This window comes from Caballeronia eucalypticola (genome assembly GCF_047608185.1).
In the GTDB taxonomy this organism is placed as follows: domain Bacteria; phylum Pseudomonadota; class Gammaproteobacteria; order Burkholderiales; family Burkholderiaceae; genus Caballeronia.
Map to the genome: position 1 here is coordinate 18335 of NZ_JBLKRU010000019.1, position 18739 is coordinate 37073.

Annotated in this window: 15 protein-coding genes; 14 read left to right on the plus strand and 1 reads right to left on the minus strand. The window is 53.9% G+C overall.

The window, feature by feature from the left end; translation table 11 throughout:
- Positions 1 to 229 precede the first annotated feature (229 nt).
- Positions 230 to 1636, plus strand: a complete 1407-nt coding sequence (gene fumC / locus ACMX25_RS21595) for a class II fumarate hydratase (RefSeq protein WP_414952112.1) — start codon at positions 230 to 232, stop codon at positions 1634 to 1636.
- A 370-nt stretch (positions 1637 to 2006) separates the two neighbouring features.
- Positions 2007 to 3809, plus strand: a complete 1803-nt coding sequence (locus ACMX25_RS21600; RefSeq protein ID WP_414952113.1) for a methyl-accepting chemotaxis protein — start codon at positions 2007 to 2009, stop codon at positions 3807 to 3809.
- Positions 3810 to 3900: 91 nt separating this feature from the next.
- Here the strand turns inward: ACMX25_RS21600 and ACMX25_RS21605 are convergent, their stop codons facing one another.
- Positions 3901 to 4809 (minus strand): LysR family transcriptional regulator, encoded by a 909-nt coding sequence (locus ACMX25_RS21605; RefSeq protein WP_414952114.1) that lies wholly within the window; start codon positions 4807 to 4809, stop codon positions 3901 to 3903.
- 130 nt (positions 4810 to 4939) lie between these two features.
- Here ACMX25_RS21605 and ACMX25_RS21610 point away from each other — a divergent pair, with 130 nt between their 5' ends.
- From ACMX25_RS21610 to ACMX25_RS21665, 12 genes are all read left to right on the plus strand, one after another.
- The gene (locus tag ACMX25_RS21610) at positions 4940 to 6253 is read left to right on the plus strand and encodes an aminotransferase class I/II-fold pyridoxal phosphate-dependent enzyme (RefSeq protein WP_414952115.1); all 1314 of its coding nucleotides are present in this window, start codon (positions 4940 to 4942) and stop codon (positions 6251 to 6253) included.
- Between the two features lie 237 nt (positions 6254 to 6490).
- Positions 6491 to 7348, plus strand: coding sequence for a transporter substrate-binding domain-containing protein (locus ACMX25_RS21615; RefSeq protein ID WP_414952116.1), 858 nt, complete (start codon positions 6491 to 6493; stop codon positions 7346 to 7348).
- Between the two features lie 236 nt (positions 7349 to 7584).
- Positions 7585 to 8403, plus strand: a complete 819-nt coding sequence (locus ACMX25_RS21620; protein ID WP_414952117.1) for an amino acid ABC transporter permease — start codon at positions 7585 to 7587, stop codon at positions 8401 to 8403.
- Complete coding sequence (locus tag ACMX25_RS21625) at positions 8403 to 9209, plus strand: amino acid ABC transporter ATP-binding protein (RefSeq protein ID WP_414952227.1); 807 nt, start codon at positions 8403 to 8405, stop codon at positions 9207 to 9209. Before ACMX25_RS21620 ends, ACMX25_RS21625 begins: the two co-directional genes overlap by 1 nt.
- Positions 9210 to 9285: 76 nt before the next feature.
- Positions 9286 to 10416 carry an adenosyl-hopene transferase HpnH gene (gene hpnH, locus ACMX25_RS21630; RefSeq protein WP_414952118.1) on the plus strand — a complete coding sequence of 377 codons (1131 nt, stop codon included), beginning with the start codon at positions 9286 to 9288 and terminating at the stop codon, positions 10414 to 10416.
- 226 nt (positions 10417 to 10642) lie between these two features.
- Positions 10643 to 11626, plus strand: coding sequence for a lipoyl synthase (gene lipA, locus ACMX25_RS21635; protein ID WP_414952119.1), 984 nt, complete (start codon positions 10643 to 10645; stop codon positions 11624 to 11626).
- A gap of 250 nt (positions 11627 to 11876) precedes the next feature.
- Positions 11877 to 12794, plus strand: a complete 918-nt coding sequence (locus tag ACMX25_RS21640; protein WP_414952120.1) for a LysR family transcriptional regulator — start codon at positions 11877 to 11879, stop codon at positions 12792 to 12794.
- 381 nt (positions 12795 to 13175) lie between these two features.
- A complete protein-coding gene (locus tag ACMX25_RS21645; protein ID WP_414952121.1) occupies positions 13176 to 14339 on the plus strand; it encodes an ABC transporter substrate-binding protein in 1164 nt (387 codons plus the stop codon).
- Positions 14340 to 14436: 97 nt separating this feature from the next.
- Positions 14437 to 15462 (plus strand): ABC transporter ATP-binding protein, encoded by a 1026-nt coding sequence (locus tag ACMX25_RS21650; RefSeq protein WP_414952122.1) that lies wholly within the window; start codon positions 14437 to 14439, stop codon positions 15460 to 15462.
- Positions 15459 to 16427, plus strand: a complete 969-nt coding sequence (locus ACMX25_RS21655) for an ABC transporter permease (RefSeq protein ID WP_414952123.1) — start codon at positions 15459 to 15461, stop codon at positions 16425 to 16427. Before ACMX25_RS21650 ends, ACMX25_RS21655 begins: the two co-directional genes overlap by 4 nt.
- A complete protein-coding gene (locus tag ACMX25_RS21660; RefSeq protein ID WP_414952124.1) occupies positions 16417 to 17226 on the plus strand; it encodes an ABC transporter permease in 810 nt (269 codons plus the stop codon). Before ACMX25_RS21655 ends, ACMX25_RS21660 begins: the two co-directional genes overlap by 11 nt.
- Before the next feature lie 71 nt (positions 17227 to 17297).
- Positions 17298 to 18737 carry a gamma-aminobutyraldehyde dehydrogenase gene (locus ACMX25_RS21665; protein WP_414952125.1) on the plus strand — a complete coding sequence of 480 codons (1440 nt, stop codon included), beginning with the start codon at positions 17298 to 17300 and terminating at the stop codon, positions 18735 to 18737.
- The last annotated feature ends 2 nt before the right edge of the window (positions 18738 to 18739 follow it).

Below are 18739 nucleotides of genomic sequence, written 5' to 3' on the forward strand. Positions count from 1 at the left end.
GGGTTGCTTATTGGAAGGGCAGCCCAGTATCGCCGTGATCGACTGTCTTCCAGATACACGAAAGAAACGAACGTTGACGGTCGGATAAGCCAGCCGAGCTTTCCACGAACGAGTGGAGACATCGTTTCTTAAAAACCGCTTTTTAACGCACTTCGCGCTGCTATCCAGCGCTCTTTCCCATTTTACTGCCACCGGCCAAAGCGGTCGCCACCTGAAGGAGCACGTCGCCATGTCAGACCACGCAATGATAGAAATCAGACTTGAGAAGGATACATTTGGCGAGATCGCCGTACCGCGCGCAAGATTCTGGGGTGCACAAACACAGCGTTCATTGCAAAACTTTAAGATTTCGAGCGAGAAACAGCCGCCCGAAATCATTGACGCGCTCGCGATCGCGAAGCGGGCATCGGCGGAAGTGAACGCAGAACTGAAGGTGCTCGCCGACGAGAAAGCCAAGGCCATCATCGCCGCCGCCGATGAAATCCTCGCCGGCAGGCATCCCGATGAATTCCCACTCGCGGTTTGGCAGACGGGTTCCGGCACTCAGACCAACATGAATCTCAACGAGGTGATTGCGAACCGAGCGAGCGAGCTAATGGGCGGCGAGCGCGGCCAAGAGCGCAAGGTGCATCCGAACGACGACGTCAATTGTGGGCAATCGTCGAACGACGTGTTCCCCACCGCAATGCATATTGCCGCGGCAGTCGCGATCGTCAAGCACCTAGTGCCGTCTCTCACAACCTTGCGTGAGACGCTCGATAAAAAGTCGAAGGCGTTCGATTCAATTGTGAAAATCGGCCGCACGCACTTACAGGACGCAACGCCGCTCACGCTGGGACAGGAATTTTCTGGCTACGTCGCTCAACTGGACCACGGCATCCGGCACGTTGAATCGACTTTGCCCCATCTGTATCAATTGGCGCTGGGCGGCACGGCGGTTGGCACCGGTTTGAACGCGCATCCAGAGTTTGCCGTGAAGGTCGCCGACGTGATCGGCAAGCTAACCGGTTTGCCTTTTGTAACCGCGCCGAACAAGTTCGAAGTGATGGCCGCCGCCGACGCGCTCGTGTTCACGCACGGTGCGCTGAAAACCATAGCGGCCGGCTTGATGAAGATCGCCAACGACATCCGTTGGCTCTCGAGCGGACCGCGTTGCGGGCTCGGAGAGCTGTCGATTCCCGAGAACGAGCCGGGCAGTTCGATCATGCCGGGCAAGGTCAACCCGACCCAGTCCGAGGCCGTCACGATGTTGTGCTGCCAGGTGTTCGGGAATGATGTGGCGGTGAATATCGGCGGGGCGAGCGGCAATTTCGAACTTAACGTCTTCCGCCCGATGATCGCGCACAACGTGTTGCAATCGATTCGTCTGCTCGCTGATGGTGCGCACAGTTTTAATGACAATTGCGCGGTCGGAATTGAGCCGAACGTGTCGCGGATCGAGACCTTGCTGAACGAGTCGCTGATGCTCGTGACAGCGCTGAATCCGCATATCGGCTACGACAACGCCGCGAAGATTGCGAAGAAGGCGCATAGGGAAGGCACGACGCTGAAGGCTTCCGCGCTAGCGCTCGGTTACGTGACCGAAGCTGAATTCGCTGAATGGGTTAAGCCGGAAGAGATGGTGGGAAACAAGTGAGGGGAGGCGCGCCCGGGGAGCTTGAATCTGCAGCGACAGCTGTCCGAATCCTCCATAAGCACCCAAAGATGTGCCCGCTATTCGCCGCATCGGGCGGGTAGTGTTGAGAGCATATCGGCCCGTGTGTCGTTGAGATTGATGGGTCAAGCTGTCTGTGCATGACGTCCTAAGTCGGCTTCGAAGAGGTGCTCCTAGTTTGAATTACTGCATCATCATTCAAATTTTGTGGGACAAGGATGACTATTAATCATGTTACCTAGATCAAAAGCCGTCCGCTGCTGAAGGTGAATGCGTGTGTTGCCGTTATTCAAGGCATTGGTAACCTCGATCCGTCTCCGGCATATGCCCCCTTAGAGAAGAAAAGGCTTAGATGATCACTTCACTGCGAACCCTAATTTCCGTCACATGCGTCTCTATCGTGATCGGTGCCCTTACGATTTCTGGTTGCGCGAACTATCTTGTTACGCGCTCTTACGACGACCGTTCAATACAAGAGACGCTAGAGGCTGTGTCAGAAGGACATACAGGCGCCATTGACGACTGGGTCTCGGCTAAAACCCTTTCGATTGTCGCTGTACAGCAATCGGCGCTGGAAGCAGATCCGATCCCAATCTTCAAAGCAGTGGCAGAGGCGGGTGGATTCATAAAAATCTATGCGGGGTATCCGGACAAGGCTATAAAGCTATCAGACTCATCCATTGAACCGCCTGGTTACGATCCCACGGCTCGGCCGTGGTTTATAAAAGCAGTACAGGAAGGCAAGCCGACGGTAACGTCTCCATACATCGCTGCGAGCTCGGGCAAGCTGGTCGTAACGTTTGCAGCCCCGGTGTTCAGGAACGGCAAGCTTGCCGCAGTCGTTGCCGGTGACATCTCGATGGATGCGGTGATCGCTAATGTGAGGACGATTCATCCGTCCGCCGAAAGTTTCGGGTTCCTTATCAACCCGGCCGGTAAAATTATTGCGTATCCTGACACCAAGTTGACGATGAAATCGATAACCGAGGTCGCTCCAACGTTAACTCCTGAGGCGATCGAAGCGATCGACGGCGGTAAGCACACGGTTGCCGAAGTTAGCGGCGAACCGAAGCTGCTTTATCGGCGAATTATAAAAGGGACTGATTGGTCCTTGATCGTCGCCCTTGACAAGGCTGATGCGACGCAAGGGATACGTTCGCTCGTCGCTACATCGATATATATGCTTATTGGTATCGCCGCGGTTGCAGCACTCATTGCGAGTGCACTGACATCGCGTATCTTCCGGCGGCTTTCGATCATTCGCGACGCGATGTACTCCATAGGATCAGGTGAAGGCGATCTGACGAAGCGTTTGCCGACGGCTGGGCGCGACGAGGTTGCACAAATTGCACGGTCATTCAACACTTTCGTGGATAAACTAACGCACGTGCTTAGGAGCATTCAGTCGGGAAGTGATTCCGTTCGTTCGGCGGCACAGGAGATAGCTGCGGGCAACACCGACCTGTCGCAGCGCACGGAAGAGCAAGCCGCTTCCCTGCAGGAAACGGCGGCAAGTATGGAACAACTGAAACGAATGGTCAGATCAAACTCCGAGAGTGCTCACACGGCTAGGCGTCTTGCTGTAAGTGCTTCCGACATTGCTGTCCAAGGCGGTCGGGTTATAAACGAAGTCGTTGAGACAATGGGCGATATCAATGAAAGTTCGGGGAAGGTCGTCTCGATCGTCGAGGTCATTGACAGTATCGCTTTCCAGACTAATATCCTTGCACTTAACGCTGCCGTTGAGGCCGCTCGAGCGGGTGAACAGGGCAGGGGATTTGCGGTCGTCGCCGCAGAAGTTAGGGTTCTTGCAAAGCGCTCGGCGTCGGCAGCAAGCGAAATCAAGGGGCTAATCGATGACTCGTTGACGCGCGTAACGACCGGCTCCCAACTTGTTTCACAGGCTGGCCGGACGATGACCGAAATAATTGGCGCGGTAAGCAATGTTGCCGCGATTGTGGGCGAGATTTCGGCTGCGTCGGAGCAACAAAGTCACGGCATCGGGCACGTATGTGAGGCAGTGAATCAGATGGACCAAGTGACTCAACAAAACGCAGCACTGGTCGAACAGGCGGCAGCCTCGGCGGCATCACTTGGCGATCAGGCTCGTAGCTTGAACGATGCCATTAGCACGTTCGGAGTAGGGAATACCTGATTAGACGAATGCTGAACTTAGCATCCGTCGAATTGTTCAAAGATTCATGCTATGGACTTTTATCAATAGCTTCCTCGCATGAATCTTCTGCTTATCTGGCCGGCGCGGTGAGCAATTCAACGACCAGCTCTGCTGCGCTGTGCCGCCTTGGCTTCCTAGCCCAGGCGATCGACAGGGACGTCGGCAACTCTGCCTCCGTCTGAAATGGCGCAACCAGCCGTCCGGATTCGAGTTCAGAACGAACCAGCGCCCGATGGCCCATGAGCACGCCCCCACCGTTTACGGCTTCAGCAACTGCTAGCGCATATAGCGAAAACATTGGCCCCTCTGGCACGAAATCAACCCCCGGCGCCGCCGCTTTTGCCCAGATTGCCCAGTCATCGGCCCACGCCGGATCGATAAGGCAGGTCGCATTTACTAGGTCCGCCGGATGAGTCAGGGATTTCGCTATTGCCGGGGTACACACCGGGAAAATCATTTCTCGCTCCACTGTGACTCCTTCGCCGTGTGGCCGATAGAAGATCGATAGGTCGAACGGCACGCGCTTGAGGTTGGGCGGCTCGCCCAGAGCCGAAATCGACACAGATATGTCGGGAGCTATCTTACGCAATTCAGGCAACCGCGGTGACAGCCAAAGTTGTGCAATCGCCGGCAACGTAGCGACATGCACCTGTTGTGGAGCTGCCTCTTGTAGCAGCGCCTGTGTGGCTGCTCCCATCGCGTCGAAGGCGCCGATGAAGCCGGGTAGCACCCGTCGCGCCAGTGCAGTCATTTCGATGCCGCGAGGCTGGCGTTCGAAAAGCCTGACGCCGATTTGCGCTTCGAGCGTCTTAATGTGAGCAGCTACCGCGCCTTGCGTCACTCCAAGTTCATGCGCCGCTGCGACGAAACTTCCGAGGCGTGCTGAAGCCTCGAAGGCTCGTATGGCATTCAGTGGCAAGTTCTTGGGCCTGGGCGGTGTGACTACGGTAGTGGTCAGCGTGTATTTCGGCTTCAGCATAAATAGAGTTCCTACGGTTCTGAAGAACTCAGTATGACCTAGGTTTTCTAGGGCTAAATCAAAATAATACTCGTGTGTCCAGCGCTTTAGGGTCTGTTAAGTTTGACTCTGAACAACAGGAGATAGAGAAATGACGTACCTAGCCCCCCGTCCGTGGGTGCCAACTAGCAGCTTCATTCAAGCAATAGCTGACCTTACTGCGCAACAATCAACCGGAGAGATCTCGGACCGACTGGAGGCGCTCATAGAGCGTAATTCAGAGATCCATGAGCGCGACTGTTTCAACCTCAATCCCGCAACAAACGTTCTGAACCCGCGTGCTGAAGCGGTGCTGAGCAGCAAGCTAGGCTCGCGTCCTTCTCTCGGCTATCCAGGAGACAAATATCAGACAGGTCTCGAAGCGATTGAGGAGATCGAGGTCATTGCAGCGGAGCTTGCTGCCGAAATTTTCGAGTCGAAGTACGCTGAGATCCGTGTGACCTCTTGCACCCTCGCCAACCTCTATGGCTTCATGGCGCTGACGAAGCCAGGGGACAACGTCATTGTGCCAGGGTCGAATATCGGAGGCGACACTTCCCACCACGCAGAGGGCTGTGCGGGTCTCTATGGTCTCAACACGCTCAGCGCACCGATCGATCCCGCGAATTACACCTTCGACGTTCCGGCGCTACGTGCAATGGCGTTGGAGTATCGGCCGACCCTCATCACCATAGGCGGCTCGCTTAACCTCAACCCACACCCAGTGCGTGAGATTCGCGCTGTCGCCGATGAAATCGGAGCGAAAGTTTTGTTTGACGCCGCTCACCAGTCCGGGATGATCGCAGGAAAGGTCTGGGCAAATCCGCTCAACGAAGGCGCCCACATGATGACGATGAGCACCTACAAGAGTTTGGGTGGTCCCGCTGGCGGCTTGATTTTAACAAACGACGCGCCGATAGCTCAGCGTCTGGAGGGCATCGCCTATCCAGGACTCACCGCCAATTTCGACGCCGCCAAGGTCGCCGCTCTCGCCATCACGCTTCTGGATTGGCGCGAGTATGGCCAGTCCTATGCACGAGAGATGGTCGCGACCGCGCAGGCGCTTGCATCTGCGCTCGCCAATGAGGGCCTGTCGGTGTACGGGGCCGATCATGGCTTCACACGGTCGCACCAATTCGCGCTTAACGCTATACCCCTTGGTGGCGGCCAAGCCGCCAGCAAAAGGCTGCGAAACGCTGGCTTTCTTACAACCGGCATCGGCATGCCCGGCCAGCAAATTGATGGCGACTTAAATGGACTGCGCATGGGTACGTCGGAACTTGTTCGTTGGGGCATGCGCGTTGAGGACATGCCTAGGCTTGCGGCTCTTATAACGGAAGGCTTGCGGACCGACGATCCCGAAACGGTAGCGCTGCGAACAGCCGCGTTCCGTCGGGAATTTCAGGAGTTGCATTACGTGCGTTAGCAGGGCAATGACGGTATCTCGGCGCACCAAGCCAGCCAGGGTACGTCGACAATTTTCGCGCATGAGTTCATCGACGGTGGCCACCGCAGTCCGAGAGGTGCCTTAGGTGAGCACCCGCAAAGAAAGATCCCGATCTAGCAGCCCTTAGCTCACCAACGAGATCGATCTTCATAAGAGACGGCCGGTCCTTTCAGATTCTTGTGCAGCAGCGTCTTTCTAACTTTTAAGGTTACCAAAATGATGAATATGCGAGTGAAGGCGGCGGCGTTGGCGGTCGCATTGACCTTAGTGTCGATATCTCCAAGCTATGCCGCAGGTAAGGATACCGTTCCGGCAAACGAGCTGATCGTTCCAGGAAAACTTTTTGTCTGCGCTGATGTACCTGTGCCGCCGTATATTTTATTTACCGATTCTGGCGATTATGATGGAATTGACGTAGCACTCACGAGCGAGATTGCCAGACGTTTGGGACTTAAGTCCCAGATCGTCAACACGGTTTTTGACACGATTATCGCGTCGGCAAAGGGCGGAAAATGCGACATCATCGCCGGGGCGATGAACATCACTAGCGAACGAGAAAAGGTAATCACTCAGATTCCCTACGCCCAAGACGGGTTAAGCTACGCCGTAAGAAAAGGCAATCCTAAAAGTATCAAGACTAAGACTGACTTGTGTGGTGCGCGACTTGCAACGCAGACTAGCACCACGGGAACTAATATCATCGAGGGTAGTGGTGACTTCCAGGGCAAAGGTCTCTACCAACTCTGCAAAGCAGCGGGCAAGCCTGATCCTGTGATGCAGCAGTATAACAAGGCGCCTGACGTACTCATGTCAGTTGCTTCAGGGCAGTCCGACGCATCGCTGATCGACACAAGCATCACGTCAGTTTTTGTTCACGAACACCCAACAATGTTGGAATCCTCAGCAATCGGCGGCTTGGAACCCAGCCCTCAAGGTCTAGGAGTTACATTCGACCACCCGGGGCTTGCTAACGCCGTACGTAAGGTACTCGCCGATATTGTCGAGGATGGAACCTACGACAGGATCTTCAAAAAGTACAACTATGTTGAAGGGTCCCTACTTACTAAAAAATAACCCGCTGGCATGATGCCAGTGCGCAGGTTGGGGACGCTAGGCGCACCTTCTTAGTCGGAGGAATCAATAATGTTAAGCAACTTAGAAAACCCGAGTGATATGGACCGTACCGGACAGATGCTTGCACTTTGTCAGACTGTTTCAACCAAGCCGACAATAATCAGTATGGTGAAGCAGGGACAACTGGAGCGTTCAGTTCGATCAAGCGTCAATTACACTTCGATCGGAGTATGAAAATGACGGGCGCCATAGATTTTCGGTGGGATATATTTTTCGCAGCAATCTTTCATCCGGATCGACAGATACTTACCGGCCTTTTTCTGACTGTCAGCATTTCGATCGCGGCCACCATAATTGGCCTAGTACTCGGCACGTTTTTGGCCTTCGGTCGCCTCTCGACCAATTCCTTGCTAAACGCCGCGTCCTACGCTTACATCTATGTGTTTCGTGGAACGCCTTTGCTTGTTCAGCTGATGATCATTTTCTTCGGCTTGGGCGTAATCAACTTCTATACTTGGCCAGACATCCACATTTTTGGTTTGACCATCGCCGGCAATATCCAAGCGGGCGTTACAGCGCTCGGCTTGAATGAAGCCGCCTACATGGCGGAAGTGATCAGGGCTGGCATATTGTCGCTCGAGAAAGGGCAGGGGGAAGCAGCAAAGTCGCTCGGCATGACACATGGCCTTACGGTGCGGCGCATTATCCTCCCGCAGGCCGCTCGCGTGATTATTCCAGTGGCTGGTAACAACTTCAACAGCATGTTGAAAACTACGTCGCTGCTTGTCACGATCAGCGTACCTGAGCTATATGTGGCATTTACTTATAAGAATGGTAGCGGACCGTGGGTGTTCAGGCCGTTTGAATTGTTCTTAGCGGCTGCGGTTTGGTATCTCTTGCTGACGACTATTTGGGGGATAGTCCAATCGCGACTTGAAGCTCGTTATGGTAAAGGCCACGTCGGCGAGCAGCGCGTGAGTCTGTTTCGTCGCGTATTCAGCTTTGGACGAAAACCATCCAGGGCAGCTTTTCTTGCAGAAGGAGATGTCAAGTGATCTCTATTGCTCAATTCCCTACATCAGCCAATGTCAATGATAATTTGATCGTGCGCGCTGAGGGTGTCAACAAAAGCTTTGGAACCCTCCAAGTTCTCAAAAACGTATCGTTAGACATTAAACGCGGTGAAGTCGTCGTAATTGTCGGGCCCTCCGGAAGTGGCAAAACGACATTTATTCGTTGCATCAACCAGCTTGAGACTATCAGTTCTGGCAATATTTTTGTTGACGGAAGCCAAATAGGCTTCAGGCGAAGAGGCACCCGTCTTGTGCCTGATACTGAGCGAAATATCGCGCGTCAAAGGCGTGAAATTGGAATGGTCTTCCAACGGTTTAATCTTTTTCCGCACATGACGGCTCTTGAAAACATCATGGAAGCGCCGATCCGTGTTCGAAAAGTTTCGAAGATTGAGGCGCGTGCTCGAGCGCTAGAACTACTGGCGCGGGTCGACTTGGCAAGTAAGGCCAACGTCTACCCGAGCAAACTTTCCGGAGGGCAGCAACAGCGAGTTGCTATAGCGAGATCTTTGGCCATGAAGCCAAAGGTAATGCTATTCGATGAACCTACTAGCGCTCTAGATCCCGAGATGGTTGGGGAGGTCCTTGATGTTATGAAGGAGTTAGCCACTGACGGAATGACAATGGCTGTTGTAACGCACGAACTCGCATTTGCTCGAGAGGTCGCCGACCGCATCGTCTTTATGGATCAAGGTTGTATTCTTGAGAGCTCAGCGCCTGAAGATTTTTTTAAACGCCCGCAGCACGAACGAACCAAAATGTTTTTATCAAAGATGCGAGCAGCATGATTAAAGAAGTTAAGAACGTGCCCGATACGCTGTGTACTATTCGGTCCGTTTAACCCCGTGTTTAAGGAGTAACGTTTTGTCGATTCCATTGCTTCAAAAAGTCCGAGTTGGCGCTTACATCATGCGACAGCACTTTGGGCGAAATGAGCGCTACCCGCTCGCGCTAATGCTCGAGCCGCTGTTCCGTTGCAACCTTGCTTGCAACGGCTGTGGCAAGATTGATTATCCAGCCCCGATTCTCAATCAACGTCTATCGATCGATGATTGCTTGGGTGCAGTTGATGAATGTGGTGCGCCCGTCGTTTCTATCGCAGGCGGTGAACCACTGCTGCACAAAGAAATGCCGCAAATCGTCAAGGGAATCGTCGCGCGTAAAAAGTTTGTATATATGTGCACGAATGCACTACTGATGGAAAAAAAGATGAACGATTATGAGCCGAGTCCGTATTTCGTCTGGTCAGTTCATTTGGACGGTGACGAGCAGACCCACGATAACTCGGTTTCGCAAAAAGGTGTTTACGTCAAGGCAGTCGCTGCGATCAAAGAAGCAAAGCGTCGTGGTTTCCGCGTAAATGTTAACTGTACATTGTTTAACGATGCCGATCCGGGAAGCGTCGCGGATTTTTTAGATACGCTGGGTCCGATGGGTGTGGACGGCATCACTGTGTCGCCGGGATATGCGTACGAGCGTGCTCCGAATCAACAACATTTCCTTAATCGGGACAAGACGAAGCAACTTTTCCGTGAAATTTTCAAGCGCGGCAACAGCGGCAAGAGATGGTCATTTAGCCAGTCGGCGATGTTCTTAGACTTCCTCGCCGGTAACCAAACGTATAAATGCACGCCTTGGGGTAATCCGGCACGTACGGTGTTTGGTTGGCAGAAGCCGTGTTATTTGGTCGGCGAAGGGTACGTAAAGACTTTCAAAGAACTTATGGAAACAACAGAGTGGGACAACTACGGCACTGGCAACTATGAAAAGTGCGCGGACTGCATGGTGCACTGTGGTTTCGAGGCGACCGCAGTGAAGGATACGATCTCGCATCCGTTGAAAGCTTTGAAAATTGCAATTCGCGGACCTAAAACGGCCGGTGTTTTTGCCGAGAACATTCCTTTGGATATGCAACGTCCGGCCGAGTATGTTTTTTCGCGTCATGTGGAGATCAAACTAGACGAGATTGGGCGTGCAAGTAAGCGAGTTTCGTAATAATCGAATCCAGATTTGGGCTTAGCCGTTAGCAGATGATAGGCCGCGCATTTAGGGACTGCAGCGAATTCCGACCCGCGCTCCGTACGACCGAAAAGGGTTCGAAACAATCGGCATTGCAGCTTAAGCTGGGGGGGATTGGACCGAAATGCAACGGCGACCTTCCGGCCTCCTCAAAAATATGATTGCGCGCCGAGCCATCGTCCAACCATAGATGGAACAACGAATGACCATTGCAACCGCAAATGTGCCTGATGCACTTTATGACGCCACCCTTAAGCAAAAGGCGCAGGCGAAAACCGCCCGAATTCCGATCAAGATTGTCCCGATCGAGAAGCTGAAGAAGCCGCATTGGATCCGCGTGACAGCGGCCACCGGCAACTCACGCTTCACTGAGATAAAGCAGATATTGCGCGAGCACAACCTGCATACGGTATGCGAGGAAGCGAGCTGCCCCAATATAGGCGAATGTTTTGGTAAGGGCGCCGCCACCTTCATAATTATGGGTGATAAGTGCACGCGCCGATGTCCGTTCTGCGATGTTGGTCACGGACGTCCTGACCCGCTCGATGCGGAAGAGCCGCTCAACCTCGCTCGAACGGTAGGCGCGCTGAAGCTTAAGTACGTTGTGGTTACTAGCGTCGATCGCGACGATCTACGCGACGGGGGAGCGGGGCATTTTGTCAAATGCATTGCCCAAATTCGTGAGCATTCGCCGACTACGCGGATCGAAATTCTGACGCCAGACTTTCGCGGACGTCTCGATCGGGCACTCGCCATTCTGAGCGCCGCGCCACCTGACGTGATGAATCACAATCTCGAAACTTTGCCGCGGCTCTACAAAGAGGCGCGGCCGGGGGCAAACTACGCCCACTCACTTAAATTGCTGAAGGACTTTAAAGCGCTACGTCCCGAAGTAGCGACAAAGTCCGGATTGATGGTTGGGCTTGGGGAAACCGAACAGGAGATCCTCCAGGTCATGAGCGACCTCCGCGCACACGACGTCGACATGCTTACGATCGGTCAGTATCTTCAGCCGTCCGACCATCATCTTCCAGTTCGGTCCTATGTCCATCCGGAAACATTCAAGATGTTCGAGATAGAAGCTTACAAAATGGGCTTCACGCACGCTGCGGTCGGTCCGATGGTGCGTTCTAGCTACCACGCTGACCAGCAGGCTTACAATTCGGGGATAGTCGACGCATTGTAGGCGGCCCGACTCTAATAGTCGCACGGAAACTGGAGGTAAAGAAGGGTCTTATTTCATTCATTGCATCGTTGATTGCATAAAGAATTTTCAAAGACATGCTGGGCAATATACGCATCTTTGAGGACTTTTGCGCAGTGCTCGTTAGACTAGTCCAGGGGCTCCGAATGTGGGAGCCTTACCTTGTCGAGTTGATCGGTAGCGCAATGATCCAAAACTTTTTTCCCCTAAGTCACGTATTTAGGAATCCTAGGTGAGCCTCTCCGTAAAAAGTGTTAGTTACTTCATCGCGGTGGCCGAGACGCAATCTGTTACCGGCGCAGCGCAGACCCTCAATATTTCGCAGTCGGCCGTTACCGAAGCCATTAGGGGGCTTGAAACCGAACTAAATGCGCAACTCTTCTTGCGGCACGCCCGTGGGATGGTGCTTACGGACGCGGGCCACCAATTTTTGCTTCATGCACATCAAATTTTGGCGGCGATTCGCAACGCGCATCAAGCGCTTTCAGCTCGAGCGGATAGCAAGAGTGGACGACTTAATGTCGGCGTGACGAGCCTCATGACAGGCTACGTTCTTCCGTATTTGATAGATCACTACAAGCGGGTGTTTCCAAAGATAGAAGTGCAGGTAATCGAGGATCAGCGCGACTACATTGAACATTTGCTTGTCAACGGGGAACTCGATGTAGCGGTGGTAATCATTTCGAATGTCGAAAATAAGCAGGCCATCGAAACGGAGTTACTACAGAAGACCGCGTGGCGTCTATGGCTACCCGCCAATCATTCGCTTCGAGGGCTAGGGAGTATTTCGCTGCTTGAAATCGCAGAGGAACAGATGATCCTGTTAAAAGTGGATGAGCTAGACGACAACACGACAGCGTTTTGGCGAGCGGCGGGCCTACAGCCAAAGACCGTAATGCGGACGGGCTCCGTGGAGGCAGTACGTAGCCTAGTAGCTAAAGGTGTTGGCCTCTCAATCCTGCCTGATGTGCTTTATCGCCCGTGGTCGCTCGACGGCGATCGGCTAGAAGCACGCAAGATCCTTGGGGACACGCCAACGATCGACATTGGAGTCGCGTGGAGACGTAGTTTGAACTTGAGCGAGATGGTTCAGCAATTTCGTGCAATGGCGCGTGAATTTTCACGTACGCAGAGCAGGTCTCCAATCTAGTTTACCGATAGGAAGTGGTCAGAAATTGGTTAACACGAATTATCGCCGTTCTTTGAGACTTGAGGTCAGGGTTTTTACGAGGCAGCATCCGCGCCCGCATCGAAAAGTGGCGACGGCGATGCCTTCGCGCTATGCGCCTAACGGTGTCCGCGGTAGCTCACGGGGCAAGTAGAGCGGCGATTTCGTCCTTCTGCAACGCATCCTGTGTGTCCCGCGCTGGTGATAGACCTCCGACCGTCGATCGGAACTGCCGATGGATCGTATCTGTGTTTTGAGCTACCTGTCCAAAATTGCAGCTACCACAATTGCGCAACAGTTACTGAAGTCGCATCGACCCTTACCGCCGGGCTTCTCCGACGCAACCACAATAGGAAGCAGAGCATGTCGCAAAACCTATGGATCACCGCATTTGTCGCTGTTACAACACTTGCAGGTGCTAACTTCGCCGCCTCCGAGCCCGTCGCTCCGGTGACACAACTAGGGAAGCCCGAAGGACAAGTCAACATCATCGCGTGGCCCGGGTACGTCGAGCGTGGAGACACCGACAAGAAATACGATTGGGTCAGTGGCTTTGAAAATGAAACGGGCTGTAAAGTCAACGTAAAGACAGCAGCGACTTCGGATGAAATGGTGTCGCTCATGAACCAGGGCGGATACGATCTCGTGACCGCTTCTGGCGACGCAAGCTTGCGATTGATCTACGGGAAGAAAGTGCAGCCTGTGAATACAGCGCTGATTCCAGCTTGGAACACAATCGAACCGCGGCTTCAAAATGCTCCCTGGCACACGGTGAATGGAGTTCACTACGGCGTCCCTTACCAGTGGGGTGCAAACTTTCTTGCATACAACACGAAGATCTTCCCCAAAGCGCCTGCGTCATGGTCCGTTGTGTTTGAGCAGCAGACGTTACCCGATGGAAAAAGTAACAAGGGACGTGTCCAAGCTTATAGCGGAGCAATCTACGTAGCTGATGCTGCCGTCTATCTTATGCGTACGAAACCCGGCCTTGGCATCAAAGACCCATACGAACTGAATGAAATCCAATATGCAGAAGTACTCAAGGTACTTCGCGCACAAAAGCCGCTCGTCCACCGCTATTGGCATGACGTCACTGTACAGATGAATGATTTCAAGAACGAAGGCATCGCCGTGTCGAGCGCATGGGGCTACACGGTCAACTCCCTCCAAGCAGAGAAATTCCCAATCGCTGAAACAATTCCGCAGGAGGGCGCAACAGGGTGGGCCGATACAACAATGATGCATGCGGATGCGCCTCATCCTGTTTGCGCCTACAAATGGATGAACTGGTCACTTAACCGCAAGCTGCAGGCCGATCTTGCCGAGTGGTTTGGTTCGAATCCCGTCGTCGCAGGCGGTTGCGACCAGAAGGCAGTCGGTGGCAGCAACTTCTGCGCCGCCAATGGCTACAACCGTTTCGATCAGATCCACTTTTGGAAGACGCCAGTTGCAAACTGCGGGTTGAAAAGCAAGTGTGTGCCATATAGCCGTTGGACCCAGGATTTCATTTCGATAATGGGCGGCTGAAAAAGCGGCTCGAACCGGGGCGGGCACTTTGCCTGGGCAGCATGCGTCCACGACCCACAAGACGCCACGACACACTGAATAACACTCAGGAAAGCAAATGAACAGCGCAGTCACGATTTTAAACGTATCGCGTCATTATGGTGGCGTGCGAGCGGTGGATAACGTCTCATTCAGTGTGGAGGATGGCGAATTCTTTTCTATGCTGGGCCCGTCCGGTTCAGGAAAGACAACCTGCCTGCGCTTGATCGCTGGATTCGAGCAGCCCAGCGCCGGTCGTGTCTTGCTACACGGGCATGACGCCACGGGGTTGCCTCCATATCGACGAGAAGTGAACACTGTGTTTCAAGACTACGCGCTGTTCCCTCATATGAACATCCGCGATAATGTCGCGTACGGGCTGCGGGTCAGCGGGGTCAACAAGCGCGCCAGTCGGAGACAGGCTGAGGAGACGCTCGGACTTGTCGCGCTTGGCGGTTTCGGTGAGCGTAGGCCCGCGCAACTCTCAGGTGGCCAGCGGCAACGCGTGGCACTGGCGCGCGCGCTGGTGCTGCGACCGCGCATCCTGTTGCTCGACGAACCGCTCGGCGCACTGGACCTCAAGCTGCGTGAGCAGATGCAGACTGAGCTCAAGTCACTACAGCGCAAGCTCGGCATCACCTTTGTGTACGTAACTCACGACCAAGGCGAAGCGCTTTCGATGTCTGATCGCGTCGCCGTCTTCAATGCTGGCCGCATCGAGCAGGTTTCGACGCCGCGTGGTCTGTACACACAGCCAGATACGCAGTTCGTCGCAGATTTCGTGGGTACTTCGAACGTGATTGCCAATCCCGGCTCGCTACAGCTCGCCGGCGTCGGTGCGCCGTTCTCGATCCGGCCCGAGCACATTCGATTTGTGAGGACAAAGTCGGATAACAACTCAGACGTGTTCCTTCCGGGAATCCTCACGGACATCCAGTACCACGGCGCAACGAGTAGATTCGAGGTACGTTCGAGTTCGGGGCACATGCTTTCAGTCACCGCATCAAACCAAGAGGACTCGCCGGAAAGCTTGCTCATCGTAGGTGATGTCGTTACGTTGGCTTGGCCACGTCGCGCAATGGTGATGCTGGAAAGAAGACTATGAACCTGGACACGGCATCCTATGCGAGTGCACCGGTTACGCTTCGCGCCCGCGACAGACTTCTGCGCCGCGGAAGTGACTTACTTTATCGGCACACGAATTTCTACCTATTGTTGCTGTTGTTGCCGCCGCTGTTATGGTTCGGTGTTGTCTACCTTGGATCCCTTTTCTCGCTGCTGTTGCAAAGTATCTACCGCTTTGACGATTTTACGATGGGCGTCACGCAGGACCTAACCTTCGCAAATTATCTCGCGCTTGTTGAAGGTGCCGGCAATCTCGATGTCGTATCGCGCACGACAGGAATGGCATGCTGCGTGACCATCATGAGCGTGCTTCTCGCGTTCCCGGTCGCGTACTACATGGCACGCTATACCAAAGGATGGAAAAAAGGGGCGTTCTACGTAGCGGTAATGCTTCCGATGTGGGCAAGTTACATTGTCAAGGTTTACGCATGGACCGTGATCCTTGCGCAAGGCGGCATCCTTTACTGGTTCGTGGACAGGCTCCGTCTTCGTTTCGTGCTCGATGCACTACTGCATCTCTCGCTAATCGGCGGTGATTCCTTGTCGACATCTAATGTCGGTAGGTTCATTGTATTTACCTATATTTGGCTTCCTTTCATGATTTTGCCTATTCAGGCTGCTATCGAGCGCATCCCTGTAAATCTGTTGAACGCTTCAGCGGACCTTGGCGCACATCCGCGCCAGACGTTCCGAACCATTATCTTGCCGCTCGCATTTCCAGGCATCGCAGCAGGTTCGATCTTTACGTTTTCGCTTACGCTTGGTGACTACATCATTCCTCAGCTTATTGGGCCGAGTGGTTTGTACATAGGAACCATGGTTTATACGATGCAAGGATCAATTGGAAACATACCAATGGCTGCTGCGTTTACGCTCGTGCCGATGCTACTCATTGGGACCTATCTTGTCATCGCCAAGAAGCTAGGAGCGTTCGATGCACTCTGACGCTCAACCCTCGCGCGTTTTGCGCTTTGCTGCCTGGGGCGGCGTCATTTTTCTACACTTGCCTATCGTTGTAGTCGCTCTATATGCGTTCAACACAGAGACTAGTGCGTTTAGTTTTCCTCTTAAGGGGTTTACGCTGCACTGGTTCGCTGTTGCCTTCGCACGCGACGACATGCTTTCTGCCGCATGGTTATCAATCAAGGTGGCCGCGCTCGCGACCCTTCTTGCACTGGTCCTGGGGACATCGGCGGCCGGTGCGCTCTATCGGCGTAAGTTTTTTGGTAAGGAGGCAATAACCTTCATAATGATCCTGCCCATTGCGCTTCCTGGCATTGTTACCGGGATAGCGTTGCTTTCTGCGTTCAAGACCGCCAACCTTGATCTTGGCTTTTACACTATCGCGGTCGGGCATGCAACCTTCTGCGTAATCATGGTGTACAACAACGTTGTCGCACGACTCCGACGCATGCCTGCAAGCCTTGTCGAGGCGTCGATGGATCTCGGCGCAGATGGGTTTCAGACGCTACGCTATATAGTGTTGCCGCAGCTCGCTACTTCCCTGCTTGCAGGCGGAATCCTTGCGTTTGCGTTGAGTTTTGACGAAATAATTGTGACGACCTTCACTGCGGGCCAAGACCGCACATTGCCAATCTGGCTGCTCAACCAGCTTTCTCGGCCGCGCGACGTGCCTATTACCAATGTCGTTGCTCTCATGGTCATGGTGATTACCTTGATCCCGATTCTGGGCGCTTGGTATTTGACCCGTGATACGGAGCAGACAGCGGGAAGCAGTCGCTGAACGGGGCTCTTGTGGCCAACAGATGATACGCGATTTAGATAAATGTAGGATAACTAACGTAAAGAGTTAAAATGGAAAAAACGTTCCAAACCCAATTGTTGATTGGTGGTCAATTTCAACCAGGCCACGGCAGCGCAGAAAATATTTTTAATCCATCCACGGGTGAAGTGATTGCACTCGTGCCCGAGGCTTCGGTTGACCAAGTCCAGGCCGCCACGAACGCCGCTAGCCGCGCGTGGCCAGCTTGGGCACGCACTACACCTAAGGACCGCTCTACACTCCTGCTCAAACTTGCTGACGCGGTTGAGGTGCGTGCGACGGAATTTGCGCGTTTAGAATCGCTAAATTGCGGAAAACCGTACATTAGTGCACTCAACGACGAAATTCCCGCCGTTGCCGATGTGTTCCGTTTTTTCGCAGGAGCTTGTCGAACGCAGCATGGTCCGACAGCCGGCGAATACGTTGCAGGGCACACCAGCATGATCCGTCGCGATCCACTGGGAGTCATCGCTTCTATTGCGCCGTGGAACTATCCCCTGATGATGGCCGCGTGGAAGCTTGCACCAGCATTGGCTGCGGGCAACACGGTTGTGCTTAAGCCGTCTGAGCAAACGCCACTCACGACTCTTAAGCTAGCGGAGCTGTTCGCAGCGATCTTCCCAGCGGGCGTCGTCAACATAGTAACGGGTCGAGGGGATACGGTCGGTGCGACGCTCGTGGCGCAGCCGGAGGTGTGTATGATTTCATTAACAGGTGATGTCTCGACCGGCCAACGTATCGTGGAAGCGGCGTCGCGAGCGGTAAAGCGCACCCATCTCGAACTGGGTGGCAAGGCGCCGGTAATAGTCTTCGACGACGCAGATATCAACGAAGTCGTCGCCGGTGTGCGCAATTACGGGTTCTACAACGCGGGGCAGGATTGCACGGCGGCTTGCCGCATCTACGCGGAAGATAAGGTCTACGAGAGGCTTGTGGCCGATCTATCGCAGGCAGTAGGCTCGATCCGCTATGGCGAGCAGCACCTCGACGGTGTCGAGATGGGACCGTTGATTTCCGAGCGCCAGCGCGCACGTGTGGCTAGCTTCGTCGAGCGCGCAGCAAGCCAGACGCACATCGAGATTACAGCTGGCGGAGCGGTCGCAGATGGACGCGGCTTCTTCTATCAACCTACTGTCGTTGCGGGCGCACGTCAGGACGACGAGATCGTACGTCGTGAAGTGTTTGGCCCGGTTGTCTCTGTAACACGTTTCAAAGGGGTCGATCAGGCAATCGAATGGGCGAACGATTCAGACTTCGCGCTAGCAAGTTCTGTCTGGACACGCGACGTGAACAAGGCATTCAAAGTCGCAGCTCAGCTCCAGTACGGTTCGACTTGGATAAATACGCACTTCACGCTTGTGAGCGAGATGCCGCACGGCGGCATGAAGCGTTCGGGCTATGGTAAGGATTTGTCCGCGTTTGCGCTCGAAGAATACACGTGCGTGCGGCACATTATGGCGAAGTTCTCCTAAAG

Bases quoted from the DNA above. Each gene is read 5' to 3' on its own strand.
- fumC (WP_414952112.1), top strand. From the start codon at position 230: ATGTCAGACCACGCAATGATAGAAATCAGACTTGAGAAGGATACATTT.
- ACMX25_RS21600 (WP_414952113.1), top strand. From the start codon at position 2,007: ATGATCACTTCACTGCGAACCCTAATTTCCGTCACATGCGTCTCTATC.
- ACMX25_RS21605 (WP_414952114.1), bottom strand. From the start codon at position 4,809: ATGCTGAAGCCGAAATACACGCTGACCACTACCGTAGTCACACCGCCC.
- ACMX25_RS21610 (WP_414952115.1), top strand. From the start codon at position 4,940: ATGACGTACCTAGCCCCCCGTCCGTGGGTGCCAACTAGCAGCTTCATT.
- ACMX25_RS21615 (WP_414952116.1), top strand. From the start codon at position 6,491: ATGATGAATATGCGAGTGAAGGCGGCGGCGTTGGCGGTCGCATTGACC.
- ACMX25_RS21620 (WP_414952117.1), top strand. From the start codon at position 7,585: ATGACGGGCGCCATAGATTTTCGGTGGGATATATTTTTCGCAGCAATC.
- lipA (WP_414952119.1), top strand. From the start codon at position 10,643: ATGACCATTGCAACCGCAAATGTGCCTGATGCACTTTATGACGCCACC.
- ACMX25_RS21645 (WP_414952121.1), top strand. From the start codon at position 13,176: ATGTCGCAAAACCTATGGATCACCGCATTTGTCGCTGTTACAACACTT.
- ACMX25_RS21650 (WP_414952122.1), top strand. From the start codon at position 14,437: ATGAACAGCGCAGTCACGATTTTAAACGTATCGCGTCATTATGGTGGC.
- ACMX25_RS21655 (WP_414952123.1), top strand. From the start codon at position 15,459: ATGAACCTGGACACGGCATCCTATGCGAGTGCACCGGTTACGCTTCGC.
- ACMX25_RS21660 (WP_414952124.1), top strand. From the start codon at position 16,417: ATGCACTCTGACGCTCAACCCTCGCGCGTTTTGCGCTTTGCTGCCTGG.
- ACMX25_RS21665 (WP_414952125.1), top strand. From the start codon at position 17,298: ATGGAAAAAACGTTCCAAACCCAATTGTTGATTGGTGGTCAATTTCAA.